Source organism: Chryseolinea soli, assembly GCF_003589925.1.
In the GTDB taxonomy this organism is placed as follows: Bacteria; Bacteroidota; Bacteroidia; order Cytophagales; family Cyclobacteriaceae; genus Chryseolinea; species Chryseolinea soli.
Map to the genome: position 1 here is coordinate 8,053,792 of NZ_CP032382.1, position 18,010 is coordinate 8,071,801.

At 51.1% G+C, this 18,010-nt stretch carries 19 protein-coding genes and 1 tRNA gene; 5 read left to right on the top strand and 15 right to left on the bottom strand.

Going from position 1 to position 18,010, the window contains the following annotated elements; genetic code table 11:
• Positions 1 to 36: 36 nt before the first annotated feature.
• On the top strand, positions 37 to 1,296 hold the full coding sequence (locus D4L85_RS33435) for a hypothetical protein (RefSeq protein ID WP_160144179.1): 1,260 nt from the start codon (positions 37 to 39) through the stop codon (positions 1,294 to 1,296).
• Between the two features lie 242 nt (positions 1,297 to 1,538).
• Entirely contained in the window at positions 1,539 to 2,075 is a 537-nt protein-coding gene (locus D4L85_RS33440; RefSeq protein WP_160144180.1) for a hypothetical protein, read from the top strand.
• A gap of 419 nt (positions 2,076 to 2,494) precedes the next feature.
• Here the strand turns inward: D4L85_RS33440 and D4L85_RS33445 are convergent.
• The 10 genes from D4L85_RS33445 to D4L85_RS33490 all read right to left on the bottom strand — a co-directional run bounded on the left by D4L85_RS33445 (position 2,495) and on the right by D4L85_RS33490 (position 12,948).
• Positions 2,495 to 2,565: transfer RNA gene (locus tag D4L85_RS33445), tRNA-Cys, on the bottom strand.
• 143 nt (positions 2,566 to 2,708) lie between these two features.
• Positions 2,709 to 4,709, bottom strand: a complete 2,001-nt coding sequence (rpsA, locus tag D4L85_RS33450; RefSeq protein ID WP_119758444.1) for a 30S ribosomal protein S1 — start codon at positions 4,707 to 4,709, stop codon at positions 2,709 to 2,711.
• Between the two features lie 458 nt (positions 4,710 to 5,167).
• Positions 5,168 to 6,640 carry a TolC family protein gene (locus tag D4L85_RS33455; RefSeq protein WP_119758445.1) on the bottom strand — a complete coding sequence of 491 codons (1,473 nt, stop codon included), beginning with the start codon at positions 6,638 to 6,640 and terminating at the stop codon, positions 5,168 to 5,170.
• 16 nt (positions 6,641 to 6,656) lie between these two features.
• Positions 6,657 to 7,343, bottom strand: a complete 687-nt coding sequence (locus D4L85_RS33460; protein WP_119758446.1) for an ABC transporter ATP-binding protein — start codon at positions 7,341 to 7,343, stop codon at positions 6,657 to 6,659.
• A 208-nt stretch (positions 7,344 to 7,551) separates the two neighbouring features.
• On the bottom strand, positions 7,552 to 7,968 hold the full coding sequence (locus tag D4L85_RS33465) for an OmpA family protein (protein ID WP_119758447.1): 417 nt from the start codon (positions 7,966 to 7,968) through the stop codon (positions 7,552 to 7,554).
• A gap of 152 nt (positions 7,969 to 8,120) precedes the next feature.
• Complete coding sequence (locus D4L85_RS33470; RefSeq protein WP_119758448.1) at positions 8,121 to 9,110, bottom strand: potassium channel beta subunit family protein; 990 nt, start codon at positions 9,108 to 9,110, stop codon at positions 8,121 to 8,123.
• A gap of 111 nt (positions 9,111 to 9,221) precedes the next feature.
• Positions 9,222 to 10,808 carry an ATP-dependent DNA ligase gene (locus tag D4L85_RS33475; protein WP_119758449.1) on the bottom strand — a complete coding sequence of 529 codons (1,587 nt, stop codon included), beginning with the start codon at positions 10,806 to 10,808 and terminating at the stop codon, positions 9,222 to 9,224.
• Complete coding sequence (locus D4L85_RS33480; protein WP_119758450.1) at positions 10,805 to 11,839, bottom strand: ligase-associated DNA damage response exonuclease; 1,035 nt, start codon at positions 11,837 to 11,839, stop codon at positions 10,805 to 10,807. The genes D4L85_RS33475 and D4L85_RS33480 overlap by 4 nt, the downstream gene beginning before the upstream one ends.
• Before the next feature lie 109 nt (positions 11,840 to 11,948).
• On the bottom strand, positions 11,949 to 12,443 hold the full coding sequence (locus D4L85_RS33485) for a SixA phosphatase family protein (protein ID WP_160144181.1): 495 nt from the start codon (positions 12,441 to 12,443) through the stop codon (positions 11,949 to 11,951).
• A 4-nt stretch (positions 12,444 to 12,447) separates the two neighbouring features.
• Positions 12,448 to 12,948 (bottom strand): nuclear transport factor 2 family protein, encoded by a 501-nt coding sequence (locus tag D4L85_RS33490; protein WP_119758452.1) that lies wholly within the window; start codon positions 12,946 to 12,948, stop codon positions 12,448 to 12,450.
• Positions 12,949 to 13,077: 129 nt separating this feature from the next.
• Between D4L85_RS33490 and D4L85_RS33495 the strand changes: the two genes are divergently transcribed.
• Both D4L85_RS33495 and D4L85_RS35015 read left to right on the top strand, forming a co-directional pair.
• Positions 13,078 to 14,244: a tetratricopeptide repeat protein gene (locus D4L85_RS33495; RefSeq protein ID WP_119758453.1), complete on the top strand. Its 1,167-nt coding sequence runs from the start codon at positions 13,078 to 13,080 to the stop codon at positions 14,242 to 14,244.
• A gap of 253 nt (positions 14,245 to 14,497) precedes the next feature.
• Complete coding sequence (locus D4L85_RS35015) at positions 14,498 to 14,626, top strand: hypothetical protein (protein ID WP_257791774.1); 129 nt, start codon at positions 14,498 to 14,500, stop codon at positions 14,624 to 14,626.
• Between the two features lie 82 nt (positions 14,627 to 14,708).
• On the opposite strand, the gene D4L85_RS33500 is transcribed toward D4L85_RS35015, so the two are convergent.
• A complete protein-coding gene (locus D4L85_RS33500) occupies positions 14,709 to 15,350 on the bottom strand; it encodes a thioredoxin family protein (RefSeq protein WP_119758454.1) in 642 nt (213 codons plus the stop codon).
• 136 nt (positions 15,351 to 15,486) lie between these two features.
• Here D4L85_RS33500 and D4L85_RS33505 point away from each other — a divergent pair, with 136 nt between their 5' ends.
• Positions 15,487 to 15,762: a hypothetical protein gene (locus tag D4L85_RS33505; RefSeq protein ID WP_119758455.1), complete on the top strand. Its 276-nt coding sequence runs from the start codon at positions 15,487 to 15,489 to the stop codon at positions 15,760 to 15,762.
• On the opposite strand, the gene D4L85_RS33510 is transcribed toward D4L85_RS33505, so the two are convergent.
• The 4 genes from D4L85_RS33510 to D4L85_RS33525 all read right to left on the bottom strand — a co-directional run bounded on the left by D4L85_RS33510 (position 15,759) and on the right by D4L85_RS33525 (position 17,988).
• Entirely contained in the window at positions 15,759 to 16,331 is a 573-nt protein-coding gene (locus D4L85_RS33510) for a hypothetical protein (RefSeq protein ID WP_119758456.1), read from the bottom strand. The genes D4L85_RS33505 and D4L85_RS33510 overlap by 4 nt on opposite strands.
• Entirely contained in the window at positions 16,315 to 16,884 is a 570-nt protein-coding gene (locus tag D4L85_RS33515; protein WP_119758457.1) for a YkgJ family cysteine cluster protein, read from the bottom strand. The genes D4L85_RS33510 and D4L85_RS33515 overlap by 17 nt, the downstream gene beginning before the upstream one ends.
• Before the next feature lie 36 nt (positions 16,885 to 16,920).
• Complete coding sequence (locus D4L85_RS33520; RefSeq protein WP_119758458.1) at positions 16,921 to 17,388, bottom strand: nuclear transport factor 2 family protein; 468 nt, start codon at positions 17,386 to 17,388, stop codon at positions 16,921 to 16,923.
• Between the two features lie 147 nt (positions 17,389 to 17,535).
• A complete protein-coding gene (locus D4L85_RS33525) occupies positions 17,536 to 17,988 on the bottom strand; it encodes a GyrI-like domain-containing protein (RefSeq protein ID WP_119758459.1) in 453 nt (150 codons plus the stop codon).
• Between the last annotated feature and the right edge of the window lie 22 nt (positions 17,989 to 18,010).

Genomic DNA, 18,010 nt, shown 5'->3' on the forward strand with positions numbered 1-18,010 from the left:
ATCTACTATCACAAGTCAGCCTAACCCTCAAAAAGAATGAAACCCTCTAAAAACCTTCGTCATCTATCAAGAATCTACCTCACACTATCGATCATTTCAGTCTTCGTAATATTTTTCAAAGCTCCTTCTCAAAGTGAAGAAAGCGCTTACAACTTCATTATGCTCCTCCAACGATACATTCTCATCAGCGATGACATGGGGAGCTTTAGAAAAGAGGCTCAAGATAATGGAACCTCCATCATTGAAGCAACATTTCCTTCGCAAGCTGCACTTAAAACGCAGATCACTGATGGTAAAACTTTTGACGTGTACATTGAAGAGGATGGTGGTACGATTGAATACGGAGATGCTATGTCTCCACCATCCGGTTTCATTAGCTTGCCAATACTGATGGCTGCATTTAAACATAACAATTTGCGTACTCTTGGCCAACTCATATCTGAAGAAGGAAAAGACGACGGTACAATCTCGTTTCCCGACTACGATCAGTTGAATAAACTGATTAACACTGAATTCAAGGGGACGGCAAACAAGTACAATAGCGCCAGAGTATTCATCAATGTTCTGGATAAAATTTCCGTAACGCAAAGTCTAGATGAAAGGATGGACAAGACGAAATCTTTTCGGGTTAAGTATAAAGTCGACTTCTACACCGATCCCCTGTCGTTTCTCAAAAAGGAAGCATCTAAGTCGTCCGGTGAGAAAAAAGCCGAAATCAATTTTATACATAAGCCGATACCGGAAACTTCATTTGCTGATTACGTTGACTACGTTAATGAACGTCAGCACTACACAGGCACATCGTTTGAATCTATCGCCAATGGCCTCCAAGCAAACGAGAATGGCATCGCAAAAGTTGGCGATCTGGAAATTATTCAGGCGGGTTTGTTATCAGCCCCTCGCGAAAGCGACGAAAGTAGTTCTGTGAACGTTGGCATCTTTGACATCACCTACTCTGTATTCTATGTGTTGTTTCCAATACTAGTGATTGCCATTCTACTTATTATAAACTACTATGTTAATCTTGCGCTTAGGGCAATTAAAAGCGGGGATCAGACTTCCGCAACAGCTGTCAAGGCAGAAGTAGTCGATAAAATGCTTCCCTTTAAGTCGGATGGAAAATTTCATAAGCTGTTCTTTTATTTAATTTTCCTGCTAGTCCCGCTAATCGCCTTGCTAACAACGTTGATTGTTAAGTATGAGAAGTTTTCTATTCTTTCAATAATTCTCTACCCGTTAGCGATTACCCTCGTTCTTTTATTCACCATTAGATTGAACAAGCAGCTTCTAAACTAAGCGCGTTGACGCTGATCCGGATGGACGTGATTAGTCTCATTGTAAAGTCTTCTCAGCATATACTGATGTGCAGACCTTCAGATATGGTTCCGAAGGAATTCGGAAGTGGTTGTATTGTCAGTTATAGAAATCGCATGTTCCTTTTATCTGTAGCCCATGTCACAGATCATGAGCTCTCCACTTGCATCGAACTTGGTCTTCCGCCCAAGGATCTTCAATCTCCCTTATACTCCGTCGGTTCTATGCGCTATTTCGATGCGTATTACCTTCCGACCGATTTGAAAGATGTGGAGATTAAAGAAATTGAAGACTTCAATCTCATATTTGACGAGACATTAGATATTACCTTTTGCGAACTAAAAACGATTCCTCCGATCCTCCAGCCCGCCTGGGACTTTGGTGCGTTTAAAATTGAAGGGGGAAGCAAGGCGGTTCTTAACCTCAATGATGCGGGCGTTCCTGATGCAAGCCTCGTTCATGGTTTCTGTGGAAGGATACGGCACGACTTACGCGATATTCGTTTGATCAGTCGGCCTACTCTACATCTCGACTTGAAGTTTCAGGGGACATTCGGCCGGTTTCATCTTTTTTCAAGTCCAAAAGTAATCACTGACGTGGATGACTACCGGGGCTGTAGTGGTGCTCCTATCCTGGATGAAACCGGTAAACTGGTGGGACTTGTTCAATCGGTAGTAAGTAACACAACTTCGGTGTATGCTTTTTCAATCGATGAATGCAGAAGGCTTATCGACATCGCCATTGCCACCAATATGTTATGATACCAATTGAAAAATCGCGCTCATGACCTTTTCTTCACATATCAGGCAACGGTACTTAACGTTCGGTGATATCGAATATGCGGGCATTACGCGCATAGCAGATTGCGTCGAATTCACCCTTTGAAATTTCTACCATCCTATTTCGGTTTTTGTTTTTTTGTCGAGCTGAAGTTCTGCCTGTTGTCAACCTTAAAAAAACAAACCGTTTCAAAGCCATTAACGTAAACTATGGCTCTATTTCATAATGGATTTGTCAGTTTACAATTCCAAGCAACCAAGCACACCATTATAGCATAGTCGAACCAGTTTCGTATGGCTGCTCGTACTTTCTTGACGATTCAACCACAAGGCTATGATATGAGCTAAAACTTCCCGAAAATAAAAAAGCCCGCAAATCTAGTTGATTTACGAGCTTTAAGAGGTCTCGAGCGGATTCGAACCGCTGTAGAAGCTTTTGCAGAGCTCTGCCTAGCCACTCGGCCACGAGACCAATTTAACCGCTTTTCCTATCGGTCGGCATAGCCGCCCGTTCGTCCAAACAGTGTGCAAAACTAAAAAAAACGGGGGTTATTGCAACGTCCCTAAAAAAAGAAAGGTGGCCAAGGCGGCCACCTTTCCGTTCTTTCAAGCTGCTTATTCGGCTTTGGGTTCGCCGCTGCCGCCGCTCATTTTCTCTTTCAACGCGCTCAACGCTTCCAGGTCACCCAACGTGGATTTCTCCGACTGTTGGTTGATCGACTGGATCGTGTTGCCCTTTGCGGGAGCCGGTTTTTTCTTGCCTGCTGTGGCGCTCGGTTTTTCTTCCTCGCCCGACCAAACAGCCTTGTGCGAAAGCACGATGCGGCGGTCGTCTTTGGAGAATTCAAGCACTTTGAAGTCCAGCGATTCGCCAACTTCCGTTTTGGAGTTGTCTTCTTTCGCCAGGTTCTTGGCAGCGCAGAAGCCTTCAATGCCATAAGGCAATTCCAGCACGGCTCCTTTGTCGTTCTTGCTGATGATGGTACACTTGTGAACGCTGCCGATCGTGAAGATCGTTTCGAACGTATCCCAAGGGTTTTCTTCCATATGTTTGTGGCTCAGGGCCAGTCTGCGGTTGGCCGCATCCAGCTCCAGCACTTGTACTTCCATCGTCTCGCCTACCTTCACAAACTCCGAAGGGTGTTTGATCTTCTTGGTCCAGCTCAAGTCGCTCACGTGCACCAGGCCGTCGATACCTTCTTCCAGCTCGATGAACAAGCCGAAGTTGGTCAGGTTGCGCACGATGCCTTTGTGCTTGGTGCCTACAGCGTATTTGCTCAATACGTCTTGGCGTGTCCAAGGATCTTCGGTCAGTTGCTTGATGCCGAGCGACATCTTGCGCTCGTCGCGATCCAGGGTCAGCACAACGGCTTCCACTTCGTCGCCCACTTTCATGAAATCTTGCGGGTTGCGCAGGTGTTGCGACCAGCTCATTTCGCTCACGTGGATCAAACCTTCCACGCCGGGTTGCAGTTCGAGGAATGCGCCATAGTCGGCCACGTTCACGATCTTGCCTTTCACTTTCGATCCTACCTGGATCTCGGCGGGCAGTGCATCCCAAGGGTGAGGCGTCAGTTGCTTCATGCCCAAAGAGATTCGCTTCTTGTCGCCATCGAAATCCAATACCACCACCTTAACGGTTTGGTCAAGCTTGAGCACTTCTTCCGGATGGTTGATACGGCCCCAGCTGATATCGGTAATGTGCAGCAATCCGTCCACACCACCCAAGTCGATGAATACACCGAAGTTGGTCATGTTCTTGATCACGCCTTCCAATACTTGTCCTTTTTCCAGGTTGGTCAGGATCACCGCTTTTTGTTGCTCGAGATCTTTCTCGATCAGCACTTTGTGCGATACGACTACGTTGTCGTTGGTGTAGTTGATCTTCACCACTTTCACCTCGATCGACTTGTTCACATAGATATCGAAATCGCGGATAGGCTTCACGTCGATTTGCGAACCGGGCAAGAACGCCTCGATACCAAACACGTCCACGATCAAACCACCTTTCGTTCTGCGTTTCACGAAGCCTTCGATCACCTCGTCTTTGTCCAGCGCAGTCTGCACATATTCCCAGCCTTTCACCAGCTTCGCCTTGCGGCGGCTCAGCACGAGTTGGCCCATGGCATCTTCCCGTTCTTCGATGAACAGGTCGACGGCATCACCAATCTTCAGGTTGGTCATTTCTTTGAATTCCGCCAGGGGCACGAGGCCGTCCGACTTGAAACCGATATTGAGGATCACGTCGCGGTCGTTAATGCCCACCACAACGCCTTTCACTACTTCACCACTGTTCACAGACGTCACGGTGCCGGAGTACATTTTCTCCATTTCTGCACGCTTGTCTTTGCTGTAACCTTCGCCGAAACCTTTAGAGTCGAACGCATCGAAGTCAAATTCACCGGGAATTTGTTTTTCGTACTTCGCCTTCTTCAGTTCCGAAACGGGGATAGCTTCCGTAGAGATCTCTTCTTTGCCTGCCGACTTGATCTCGGCCAACGGATCATCTTCGTCGATCTCGATTTTTTCGCCTTTAGCCTTCTTCACAGGGCCTTTAGCTTCAGGGCTTTCCACCGTTTTACGGGGTCTTTCGCCTGGTTTTGAAATTTTAGCCATAATAAAAATTCACCCTTCTATACATGCCCCGGGCGGGTAAACCGCGGCACTTTTGGTTATACATACTGTCCATCCCAACCGGGAAGGCTCAGCCCAGCCCATTCGAGCGGGGTCGCAAAGGTAGTAAAAATCCAGCAATTTTCAGTCATAGAACTCATCAACTGGGATGATTTCCCTCTTTTCAACCCCTTGGCGGCCCCCTCGGAAACCTCGGGCCGGGCTATCCGTTCCAAGTCCACCCTACCCTTACCCCATCCATTCCAAGACCCCGATACCCATTTGTTGGTGTCCCACCAACAAATCACTCTCCCCTTCCCGCTGCAGTCCAGGCCGGTCCCCGAAAAAGAGCCCTTCGCGCCTAACTTGCACCTCTACGGTGAAAAATCACAGACCCACCCCAAAAAGCAAAAGCCCTCAAACGAGGGCCTGCTTCAAAAATTCCCAATATCAATTCTGGCTTATTCCAAATCCTCCACCTTAAGCGTTCCCAAAGAATACTCCAGCAACACTTTCTGGAACAACAAGCGATACTCTGCCTGCGCTTTGTCCGTCTGTGCCTGAACATACCGGCCGTTGGCGGTCGAATACTCCACCAGGTTCGTCACACCGAGGTTATACCGTTCGGTCTCGTATTGTATCGCCATCGAGGCGGCCTTCAGCTGGTCCACCGCCACCTGGTAGGCTTTCTTGGCCCCCTGGAAGTTGCGCGCCGAGCGGATGATATCGTTCTTAAGCTGGATCTCCGAATTTTTTGTGGTCAACTGAGCGTTCCGGTAAAGCGTGCGCTGCTGAATGGTCTGGGTCCGGTTCTGAAGCCCGTTAAAGATCGGGATGGTCAACTGCAAACCATACGATTTATACACGTTGTTGGTCCTGAACTGTTCAGAAAATGGTCGTGGAATATCCGGGTTCACAACCGTGGTCTTTGTAGTCACTTGATTCAGAACATAGCTTCCCGGCCCGGTATTCGTCAATACATAATTCGAGTTGTAATTCGTAGCCGAATCGGGAACATCGTGCTGATAGTTATAGCCCGAGCCGTAGTTGTAGAAGGCAGACAAGGAAGGCATCATCAGCGATCGCGCCGCCATGGTGCCATAGTGTTGTGCGGCTTCATTTTTCACGGCGCGCTGATAGTCCCCGCGATTCATCTTGGCGGTGGCCAGCATCTGTTCGAGGTCCGTAGGTTCGGAGCCGATCTTGTTAATGTCCCAGCCGGGTTTTCTCACCGCATAATTATCAAACGGGTCCACGAGAAGCGTTTGTGTCAGCAGCGCCATGTCGTTGGTCAAGGTGATCTCCGCTTGCACGGCCCGCAACTCGGCTGCCTTGGTCAGCGCATCCTGGTTGTATTCGTCAACCGGCGAACGGGACCCTACCTCCACATATTCGTGGATTTGCTGAAGCTGTTTTTTCTGCACTTCAAAGTTCTCCCTCGCGATCCGGATCAACTCCACATCCAGAAGAACCTGGAGATATTGGGTCGACACCGTATTGATTACGTCCTGTGCCGTGCGGTCCACAAAGTGGGCCTGGGCATCAAACGCTTTGGCGTATTGTCGTATCGTGTTCAACCGGCCAAAGCCGCTGAAAAGGTTCATGTTGGCGTTGATCGATCCCGATATGTTGTCCCGGATACCGTTGATTACCTCGCCTTGCTGCTGGTTGAAGGAGTTACCATTAAACTGCGTGGCCGATCCGTTGAGGCTCACGTTGGGACCGATTCCCGCAATCGAGGCATTCTTCTGGGCTTGGCTCAGCTCAAGCTGATTGCGTTGGGTGTTCAACGTCACGCTGTTCATCAGGGCGATCTTCACCGCTTCCTGGAAAGTCAAAACTGTTGAATCTACGCCCCCCTGCGCCAGGGCCGAACCGCCCGCGAAAATTCCCGCAACACAAAATACGATACGTGCAAATACAATACGTTTCATTCTTCTTCTTTAGATGCTAAACATTAACCGTTACTCGCTCATCCGCTACAATCGCACCGTCGCCAACGCGCACGATGCGCTTGCCATAGCGGGCGTTTTCTTCCGAGTGGGTCACCTGGATGATGGTGATGCCCTCGTCGTTTAATTTTTTGAAGATCTCCATGATCTGTTTGCCCTGGTCGGAATGGAGATTACCCGTCGGTTCGTCGGCCAACAGCAATTTGGGCTGGCCCACAATGGCGCGGGCAATGCCTACCAGCTGTTGCTGGCCACCGCTCAGTTGTTCTGGAAACAGATCTTTTTTGGCCACCATGTTGAAGCGGTCCAACAGCTCGGCCACCATGCTCTTGCGCTGTGCACCGGGCACGCCTTTATAGAGCAGGGGCGTTTCTATGTTTTCGTATACCGTCAGTTCGTCGATGAGGTGATAGGCCTGGAAAATAAAGCCGATGTAGTTTTTGTGCATGTCGGACTTCTGCTTTTCCTTCATCTTGTGCACGGGCTCGTCGAAGAAATAATACTCGCCCGCCGAGGGCTCGTCGAGCATGCCAACGATGTTCATCAGGGTGGACTTTCCGGCGCCGCTGGGGCCCATAATGGTCACAAATTCACCTTGTTCGACGTTGAGATTAACGCCTTTTAAAACGAAAGTCCGCTGAAAGCGCGAATCCACGTACTTGTCAATGTCCTGTAGCTTGATCATGAAAATGGGGTTTGGTTTACGTCGAATTTACCCCTTGGCCAGGCATGAAGCCAACAATAATGCCAAGGGTGTTGAAGCCTTAGACGTGTCAAAAATGCCCTTTGTTGCGCTTCCGCACGTCCGCTTGTGCAAATTGGTGTCCTTTTTCGGACAAGGCAAACTTTAAAGGGCCAAAGACGCCACGAAAGGCAAAAACCTGTTTTTTGGGCTAAAAAATGATGGGATAAAGGATCACGTCCACCCGGCGGTTCATCTGCATGCCCTGGTAGGAGTTGTTGCTGTACACGGGATTGTCCAGGCCCCAATCCTTGATCGTGATCTTGTGTTCGGGAATGGCCTTATCCAGCAAAAGCTGTTGCACGGTTTCGCTGCGCATTTTGGAGAGCCACTCGTTGTACTCTTTGCCGCCAATGGGATCGGTATGGCTGATGAGCTGGATGTCGTATTTATCGAGCAGGTTCGGGATGGAGTCGAGCCAGTAATAAAGCTCCTCCACCTGGTTGTCGTCCACATAGTAGCTGCCGCCGCCAAAATAGATGCTTTTGCGTATCTCGTCCGGCTGCTGGGCGAAGGCCGTACCCGCCAGCATCAGGAGCAACGTCAACGAAAGCAACCCCTTCATCATGCACTAAATTTACAGAAGCCTCACTAACAAATGAAATAATTACGGTGCCGAAAAACCCCTGCCTGTCGATACCTTCCCCGCATCTGTCTAAAATCCATTCCCCAATCCAACAAAATTTTGCCCAACCATAAACCGGCCCAAATCCCAGTCGCTCAAAAATCACTTCGCTTCGGCTTATTCAACAAAATGAGCTCGATCTTATCCATAATCTCCGGCGTCAATTTATGCCGCGCCTCCAACGCCTGAAAATTCTCCACCAACTGCGCCGCCTTCGACGCCCCCAGAATAACGGAACTCACATGCTCGTTTTTCAAACACCACGCAATGGCCAACACCGGCATAGACAAACCTATTTCTTTCGCAAAGACGGCAAGCTTCCGTGCGCGTTCCAAATTAGCCTGCGCCAGCGTGCGATCTTTTAACCACTCCAGCCCTTCAATGCCCAGGCGGGTCTCTTTCACAAAGCCTTCGTTATATTTTCCGGTCAGCACCCCACTGGCCAAGGGCGACCAAACGGTGGTGCCCAATCCCATGGCGGTATACAGCAGGTGATAGTCTTCCTCCACCTTGAAGCGCTCCAGCATGTTGTATTGGGGTTGCTCCATCGTGGGGCCGATCAGCGAATGCCGTTGCGCCACCAGGTGCGCTTCCATGATCTCGGCGGCGCTCCATTCGCTGGTGCCCCAATAGAGGATCTTGCCTTGCTGGATCAGGTTGTGCATCGTCCACACGGTTTCCTCCACGGGGGTTTGCTTGTCGTGGCGGTGGCAAAAGAACAGGTCGAGATAATCCACCTGCAGGCGTTCGAGCGATTGCTCGCAGGCCTCCACCACGTGTTTGCGGCTCAAACCTTTTTGCGTGGGACGCAAGTCGCTGCCCCCCAATCCAAAAAACACTTTACTCGACACCACATAGCTGTCGCGGCGCCAGCGCTTCTTTTGCAGGATCTCGCCCATCACAATTTCCGACTGGCCGCGCGAATAGATCTCGGCGTTGTCGAAAAAATTAACGCCATGGTCATACGCCACCGTCATCAACTCTTCCGCCGTTGCGTCGCCCACTTGTTTTCCAAAGGTGAGCCACGAGCCAAAAGAGAGCACACTAAGTTGAAGGCCTGATTTTCCGAGTCTGCGATATTCCATGGGGTGAGTATTTAGTCCTGAGTATTTAGTCTCGAGTATTGGGGGAAATGAAAGTTGGTGTATCGCGGGCTCCCGTTCAAGTGTTCTTTTATAATTTTTTTAGAAGGCAGGCTACCCGTGGGTATTCAGCAATTGCTGCAGGTCTTGCAGGGTATTTGCTTCGGCGACCACTTTGTCTTTCCGCCAACGGTGGATGCGTGGGAACCGCAGAGCGATACCCGATTTGTGACGGGTAGATTTGGCGATGCCTTCAAAGGCGATCTCGAACACCAACTCCGGCTTCACGCTGCGCACAGGGCCAAAGCGCTCGGTGGTGTTTTGTTTCACCCAGCGGTCCACTTCGCGGATCTCTTCATCGGTCAGGCCGCTGTAGGCTTTTGTGAACGGTACCAACTGGTCGCCGCTCCACACGGCAAAGGTGTAGTCGGTATAGAGATTGGCGCGGCGACCGTGGCCGCTCATGGCATAGATCATCACGGCGTCTATCGTGAACGGATCGATCTTCCATTTCCACCAATCACCACGCCGACGGCCATCGCGATAGATCGAGTCTTTGCGCTTCAGCATGATGCCCTCGCTTCGATACTCCCGCGAATGCGTGCGCGCTTCGCGAAGCTGTTCCCAGGTAGAAAAGTCTATCGTCGGCGACAACTGCAACACCGGGTGAGGTTTTGCCGCGGCAAGCGCTTCCAGTTTTTCGCGGCGTGCCGTCAACGGCCACAACCGCACATCGGCTCCCTCCCACTCCAACACGTCGTAGGCCACAAACGCCACGGGCACTTCCTGCAACAATTTCGAGGTGATAGACTTGCGACCAATGCGGGTTTGCAAATGGTTGAACGAAAGCGGAAGCCCATCGCGAAACGGAAGGATCTCCCCGTCCAACGCTGTGCCGTTGGGAAGCAGCTCCAGGAAGGCCGCATACTCGGGATATTTATCCGTGACCAACTCCTCTCCTCTTGACCACACAAACAATTCGCCGTTCCGCACGATCACCTGCCCGCGAATGCCATCCCATTTTCTTTCAGCTTGCCATTCTTTTGGGTCACCCAATTCTTCCACCGTTCCTTCCAGCGCGTAGGCGAGATAGAACGGATAGGGTCTTGAAATGTCTTGTGTGTCGTCCGCCAAGACCAGCGTTTCATAGGTCGTCGTCTCCGGCGACCAGTTGCCCATCAACCGATGCGCCACCACGTTCTCTTTCACTTGCGCATATTTGGCCAGCGCTTTCACCATCAACTGCTGCGACACGCCAACGCGAAAACCACCCGTGATGAGTTTGTTAAATACAAAGCGGTCCACGCCACCCAACCGGTGCCAGGCCCAGTTGATCTTCTCCTTTTTTTGCTCGATGTCCAACGGTTCAAGGCTTTTGATGAAGTTGATCCAAAACGTCAGCGTTTCGTCCGATCGTTCATCGGGTTCGGGAAGCACCAGCGAAATGGTTTCCGCCAGATCGCCCACCACACTATAGGATTCTTCAAACAACCACATCGGCAAACCCGCGCGTTCCGTGGCCCATGTGCCGAGGTAGCCCGCGCTCACGGTGCGCCGGGGCCGGCGATGCGAAAGAATGGCGATGGTCCAGATGCGGTCTTGTGCTGCTGCCACGTCAAAGTACGACACCAGGGCTTTGATCTTGTCCAGGGTCTTGGTGCTCTGGTCCAGTTCGGTAAACAATTGAGCAAAGCGCTTCATGCTTCCAAGGCTTTATCTTCCGCGGCGGTGGCTTCCGCCATTTCACTCAGCTCGCCTTCGTATTGCGTTTTCACTTCGCGCGCATCGAGGCCATGTTCGGTCAGCCAGCGGGCAAAGATCTCGGAATAGCCGTGGGTGACAAACACTTTTTCGGCACCTGTTTCGCGCACCGCCAGGTTCAGCTCGCGCCAGTCGGCGTGGTCAGAAAGCACGAAACCTCTGTCGGCGCCCCTCCGCCGGCGTGTGCCCCGCAAGCCCATCCACCCCGAAGCAATACCCAGCGAAAAGGGCTCGAACTTTCGCAGCCAGGGCGAACCAATAGCCGACGGTGGACAGATCACCAAGGCACCTTCAAAATCGGCGCGTTTCATTTCAGGCACTACCCGTACCGTTGGAGGAAGCGTCATGCCTTGCTCGCGAAAAATATTGGTCACGGTTTCAATTGCACCGTGCACCATGATCTTTCCCAGCGTGGCATCCACGTTTTTTAAAATGCGTTGGCTTTTGCCCAGGGCATAGCCCGCCAAAACAGCCACCTTGCCCTCCTCCTGGCTTTTGCGCCACCACCGGTTCACGTCGTCAAACACATCGGCCTGGGGTTGCCACGCATACACGGGCAGCCCAAACGTGGATTCGGTGATGAAGGCATGGCATTTCACGGGCTCGAAGGGTTCAGACAGGCCGTCGTGCTGAAGTTTGTAGTCGCCGGAGAAGACCCACACTTCACCGTTCAACTCCACCCTGATCTGGGCCGAACCGGGAATGTGACCGGCCGGGTGAAAAGAGAATTGCACGCCATTGATCATCACCTTCTCGCCAAACGCAACGGATTGGATATTGTCTGTTAGCTGCAAGCGATGTTTAATGATGGGTTCTGCGGCGATGGTGCAGAGGTATTGTTCGTGCCCCCAGCGCGCGTGGTCGGAGTGGCCGTGGGTGATCAATGCTTTTTTTACGGGTTGCCACGGATCGAGGTAGACGTCGGCGGCGGGGCAGTAAATTCCTTTGGCGGTAAACTCAAGTACATTCATGCCTTATGCTTTGCGCTTCATGAAGAATAAACAACCTGCGGCGTTAAAAGATCGGGATCGTTCAAAAATTGAAGATTAAAAAACACGCGTTTTAAAAGTCGATCCGAACTCAGTAATTCAGCACCGTTACTTTTGCCGCTCCCGATTCCAACACGTCGATCACGAGCAGGTTCCCAAATTCGGTTTCCTCAAAGTCTTTGAATTGCGCTTTGCCCAGCAGCCGGTTGGCCATGCGTGGCGTGGTGTTGGAATGCCCACAAACCACCACCGTGTGGCCGGCATGCTTTTTCAGAATGGCGTCGATCTCCTCCGGCTTTTTGGGGTCATACGTTTGAACGGTCAGACCCTTTGCCTGGGCCAATGGGGCAATCGTGTTTCGCGTGCGCTGGAAGGGCGATGCATAGACGGCGTCCACCGTGGTGTTCTTCAACAACTCCGCCAGGCGGGTAGCGCGTTCAAGGCCTTGGGCGGTCAGGCCGGGATCGTCGGTGCCGTCGTTCACCTTTTCGCCGTGGCGCATCAGGATCACCGTGGTGATCGGTTGCTGGGCCGTTGTGGGGGTGAACATTGCCATCAGAAAGAGCATGGAGAGGATCTTCTTCATAACACTAGGGAGTATGTTTTTGCTGTATGGATTTTGGGATCGTGCAGTTTTCGGTGCGGCGCGTATCGGCCAGGTGGAAGATCTTCCAGCCGTCTTTTTGTTTGTGCAGTTGGAAAGCATCCACGCCGCAGTGGCTAAAGGTGTTGCCGATGTAGAACGCATAGTCGCACCACACCTGGGCGAAATCGCCGTCTTGCTGCACCTTCACGTCCCATATTTCTTCATACCAGGTTTGCGGGTGGGGCGTCCCCACCACCTTCAGAAACCCCAGTGCCGAGGCCTCGCGTTGTAACATGGGATTGCCGGCCTTATCGCGACGCACGGTCGCCATCGTGATCTCATGCGCGAAGGTGGCGTGCACCAGGGCACTGTCGCCGGTTTCCATGCCTTTGAAAAGCTGCTGGATGGTGGTCGTGATGGCCGGATCGGGCGATGGTGGTTGTGCTACTGCAAAAAGGCTGCAGGCTGCAAACAGAATAGCAAGAAGAGCATTTCGGTATATCATATATTGATTACATTTATTACCCTAGCTTCGAAGGCAATCAAATCCAAAGTCCTGGATTTGCGACCCGGTTTGCCATCGGGATGCTAAATATGGAGAATAGTTGTTAATTTTAGACTCCCATTTCAAGCCATGAAGCCAAACGTCTGCGGTTCGTTCTATTTAGCTTTCTTTTTGTCTCTTTCAGCTTTCGGTCAGAAGATCGACAGCCTGCAGGCCGTGCTCGACACCGCCAAGAACGACCATAAAGTGAAGACCCTCAACGAGCTGTTCCGTGCCAACCTGCGCACCGATCCCGTCAAGGCCTTGGGCTATACCCGCGAAGCCCTGAACCTAGCCACCGAGATCGGTGACAAAAAAGGCATGGCCGCATCCTACAACAACCTGGGGATCATCTACCGCAACCAGGGCGCCCTCGACAAGGCGTTGGACTACTACATCACCTCGATGAAGATCTACGAAACATTGGGGAACAAAGAGGGTATCGCTTCCACCAAGAACAACATCTCCACCATTTATTCGATCAAAAAAGAATACGGCCAGGCTATGAAGTACCTGGAAGATTCCTATGCTCTTTTTGTCGAACTCAAAGACGATCGCAAGATCATCGGATCCATGAACAACCTGGGCAACCTCAACCTGGAGATCCAGTTGTATGAAAAGGCCATGAAATATTTTTCGGAAGCCTCACAGCTCAGCGACAAGCTCGGGATCAAGTTTGCCGATCCCCTCAACAACATGGGCAACATCTACTTCCGGCAGGGCAACTACCAACACGCCGTAGAATTCTACGAGAAAGCCCTGGCCATCGAACGCGCCAACGACAACAAGCTGGGCATCCTCAACGTGCTCACCAACCTGGGCATCACCTACGCCAAAGCCAAGCAACCCAAACCTGCAGCCCAATACCTCGACGAAGCCACAAAGCTCTGCCAGGACGTGCAGGCCTTTTCTTTCCTGCCCCCGCTGTATAAAGCGCAAGCCGAAAACGCCTCCACCCAAAACAACTGGAAGGTGGCCTACGACATGATGCTGAAGTACGACGACGCCCGCGAAAAGATCTTTGGCGAAGAAAGCACGCGCAACATCGCCCAGATGGAAATGGTGATCGACTTCCAGGAAAAGGAAAAGGAGTACGACATGATGCAACAGCAAGGCGAGATCACCAAGCTCGAGCTGCGCAACACCCGCATGTTCATTTTGCTCATCATCCTGGCCGTGTTGGGCATCATCGGAGCGCTTAACTTTTTCTACATCAACAAGAAAGTACGTCACAAGAAAAACTCACCGGTGGCATAGACGCTTCGCGGAGATCGCCGGATCAGGATTGTGTGAACACCAGTTTTTCTACGCCGGAAAATATTTTACATCCCTCCCTACGATCATCATCACAACGCCCAACCGTTCGTCACTGTTTTTCAGGCGATATCCGGTAGTTAAAACGATTGCAGAAGGGGTTGCACAGCAGGGGTAGTTTCACTAATAATTAATACAAAATCCTTTCAAGGTTTCCCCTCAACCTATACCTTTGTCGAGTAAACAAACTACTTCCATGTTTCATCAATTTATCGGGGACGGCGCAAACATTTTCATCGCCATCGTAGCGGTTCTAGTCGGATTTGCCACAGCTTTGGGCTATATCGACTTTTTGAAGACCAAAAAAGAAGGCAAGAAGGATTGAAATCAACTGCTAACAATACCAAAGAAAAAGCCTTGGCAGTAACGATGTCAAGGCTTTTTTATTAGAGGTATAGAACGCAGTTTCAGGGTTCGTTCCGCTGACTTCCGTAGGGTGATTTGTAGTGGCTTTGCCACTCGTTCCATTTTTCGGTTTTGTAATGGCCTTCGCCAATGAACTGGGCCATCATGTGAAATTCAGGTGCCTTTCTGTAGCCCGGCAGTGGTTGCAGCATATCAAAATTCTCGTTCAGAAAAACCACCGTCGGATAGCTGAGTTGATTGTTCAGCAAAGCTGCCGCCAATTGGTGATAGCCCCGGTCGCCGCTGGGCACAAATTTGAATACATGTCCTTTGAACTTTACATCGGCCGTTTGCTCGGCGTTGAACTTCACCGGGTAGAACTTGTCGTTCAGTAGTTTAGCCACCACCGGGTCGTTAAAAGTTTCCCGGTCCATCACCTTGCACCAGCCACACCAGTCGGTGTAGACGTCGATAAATATCGGCCTTTTCTCAGCATCGGCTTTCTTTACGGCCTCGTCAAGGGTCATCCAATTTACATCCACTTTCGTTGCATCCACTTTCGCCACCGTGCTTTCCTCCTTGTCAGGGGCTTTGCTCACGGAGCCAGGAGCTTGCTGGGGTGCTTGGCTGGTGGTGATCAGACCTTGATTGGGCTTACACGCCCCCAGGCCAATAGCAGCGATCAATACAATTATTCTTTTCATAACCTGTAATAAAGCTAATCCCAAAACAACAAATCTAAAGAGAAAAGGTCGGAGATGTCCTTTTAATAATTTCCGGACTCGCCGAGTAACCTCTGTTCCGCAGTGCAGTATCTACTGTACGAATCAACAAGATCCAATGTCCACATATGAACGCTATATCGCCCTCTACCACAAAAATAAGGCCCTAAACGGCTTTTTCAGGGCTGGCATGGCATTGGCAAAGTCGAAAAACGTGAACAGAAGATTTACCTATAAAGAGCTCTCCATCATCCTGGGCATCCTGGTGGCCGTCATCGTGGTCCTGGTGCTCACGGTGCCCGTTCTGCCGGCCCACGCGCTGGGACTCTCCCTGCCGGAAAAACCCGCTCTTGGTCAGGCCATCCTCCGGGTGGTTTTGGATACCCTGTTCTAGCGCTTGCGGGGCGCCCCCTTCAGATCAAAATAATACGTGTTGATGTTGAAAACCAGCGAGAACCGGTTGCGGGAAATGCTGGTGATGCGCTCGTCTGAGATGGGGATGGAATAGCCGTAAAAGAGGTCGGCAAATCCCAGTATCGAAAGGCCCACCTTGGGGGTGGCCACCCAGGCTTTGCGGTTGGCTCCCTCGGCATTGTAGTTGTGGTCCATGAAGTAGGTCACATCGAAAGCCGCGCCGAGCAACCCTGCGGTAAACTCATATCCCAGTTTAGGGCCTACGAGCACATTGCTTTGCTTGATAAAAAGATCCACCGTGCAATACGGGCCTTTGGAAATCAACGTGAGGGGATGCCGATAGATGGTATGCCACTGAATCCCCATCTCGACAAAAAGCCTGTCTTGAACGCCCACCCCTAACTTAGGAATGATGAGGGGCTTGGTCCAAAATTCTGTGAACGGACGGTTGGTGCCAACGGAGTCACTGGGTTGGGCAAACGCATTGCCGGCGCTGAGAAAACAGACGCAAAAAAATATGTACAACCCATATTTACTCCCGGTAAGCATAGTAATGCAATATAACCTCTATTGCGCGCTTTATGGCCTCGTTGATAGGGAAAAATTCGCGCGTCAGCTCGAAATCAATGGCGTGTAACTGCATGTAGAATTGATTCATCACCGGCACAGGTTTCTCCTCTACAATTTGCGCCGCAGCGGCTTCGAATTGCTGTTGTTGTTCGGTCTTGATGATCTGGCACGTCACCAGCTCTTTCGTGCCGTATTTGTTGGTGCGCGCCGAGTAGCCGAAGAGACGGCAGATCAAACCGCGGTGTTTATACTCGCTGCACAAGCCGGCACCGGGTTGGGTTGGGTTAAGGATGTGACAGATGGCCGAATCGGACGATTTGATCTTCTCCAGCCATTCGAAGGCCAGGTTCTGCGTGTAGAGATAATGGGCGAAGGGAAGAAATTCCAGGATGGTGGCTTCGATGTCCGGTTTGAAACAACATTTGCCACAACCCCAGGCGCAGTGCAATCCCGACCAGGACTGAAACGTTGAAATTTCCCGGTCAAGGTTTTCGAAGACCTCTTCAACCGCCCGCACTTTTTCTAGCAACATGCTGCAAAGGTAGCAATAGAATCTAAACCTTGGGGATTAGGCGTGTCGCATGAACTTGTCCAACGCTTTGCGGGCGGTGGCGCGCACTTCATTTCTCACCACAGGGGTCCATCCCAGGAACAGCCCGGGTGCGCCGAGAGCCTGCCGCGACCAGCGCCAGAAGTCGAACGTGTCGCGGTGCCTCACGATCCGGCCATCCCTGAATTCAAAGGCCGCCCGAATCCGGTTGTGCACGCGGCGGCCGGTGCGCGAAAAGGTGTAGACCGCCTCCCAGCGGCAGGTGCCTTTGGATTGGTCTGCTTCTATTTCGCTGAACGTTACTTCCAGATCTTTTGCCGACGTGATCAGCATTTCCCACATGGCCTTCACCTCCGCACTGCTGAGGTTTTGAAACACGGGGTCGCTAAACGTCGCCTCCGGATGATAGAGCTCCTGCATGGTAACGTAGTCCTTGTTTTGGAAGGCGGCATAAAACTGGCGGATGCATTGTTCGTTTCCTGGCATAGCGAACAAGGTAACGATTTGCCTGCGGGATTCCGTCTGCCGCCAGGAAAATCGTTATCCTAACGCCAGGCGGAAAAGGCCACCAGCATACCCACTACACCCACCAGGATGCCGATAACGATGAGCACGATTCTTTTCATGATTTCCTTAGACAATACCCATTTGAATTTCGGTGACATTGGAAGTCTGATCGGTGAAGTCGACATTGGTATAGATCTCACGGTTCATGGCAAGCGGTTCCAGCTTGTTGGCAAAAATGAAAGCCACCATTTCTTCATAGGCCTGTGGCATCGATGTCCAGCTGCCTTCGTGCACGGTGGAAACACATTTGAACGGTTCGGTGCGTTTGAAATGAAAGGTGCCGTCGTATTCTTGCGGCGCGGTGGCAACCGGCAAGGCCACTTCCAATGTGAAGGGTTTTGTTTCGTCGCCGGTGAACCCGAAATAATGCCAGTGAATGGGTCCGGTGATGTCGAGCTTGTTTTGCACGGCTTCACGGAAAAGCTCCTGCCCCACCGGCAAGTAGTTGATGAGGTCCTTGAGTTGCGTGACGGTCCTGAAAAAGAGGAACGTGATGGGTTTTACTTCCTTGATTTGCATAAAGATCCTTTTTTTATGCTAA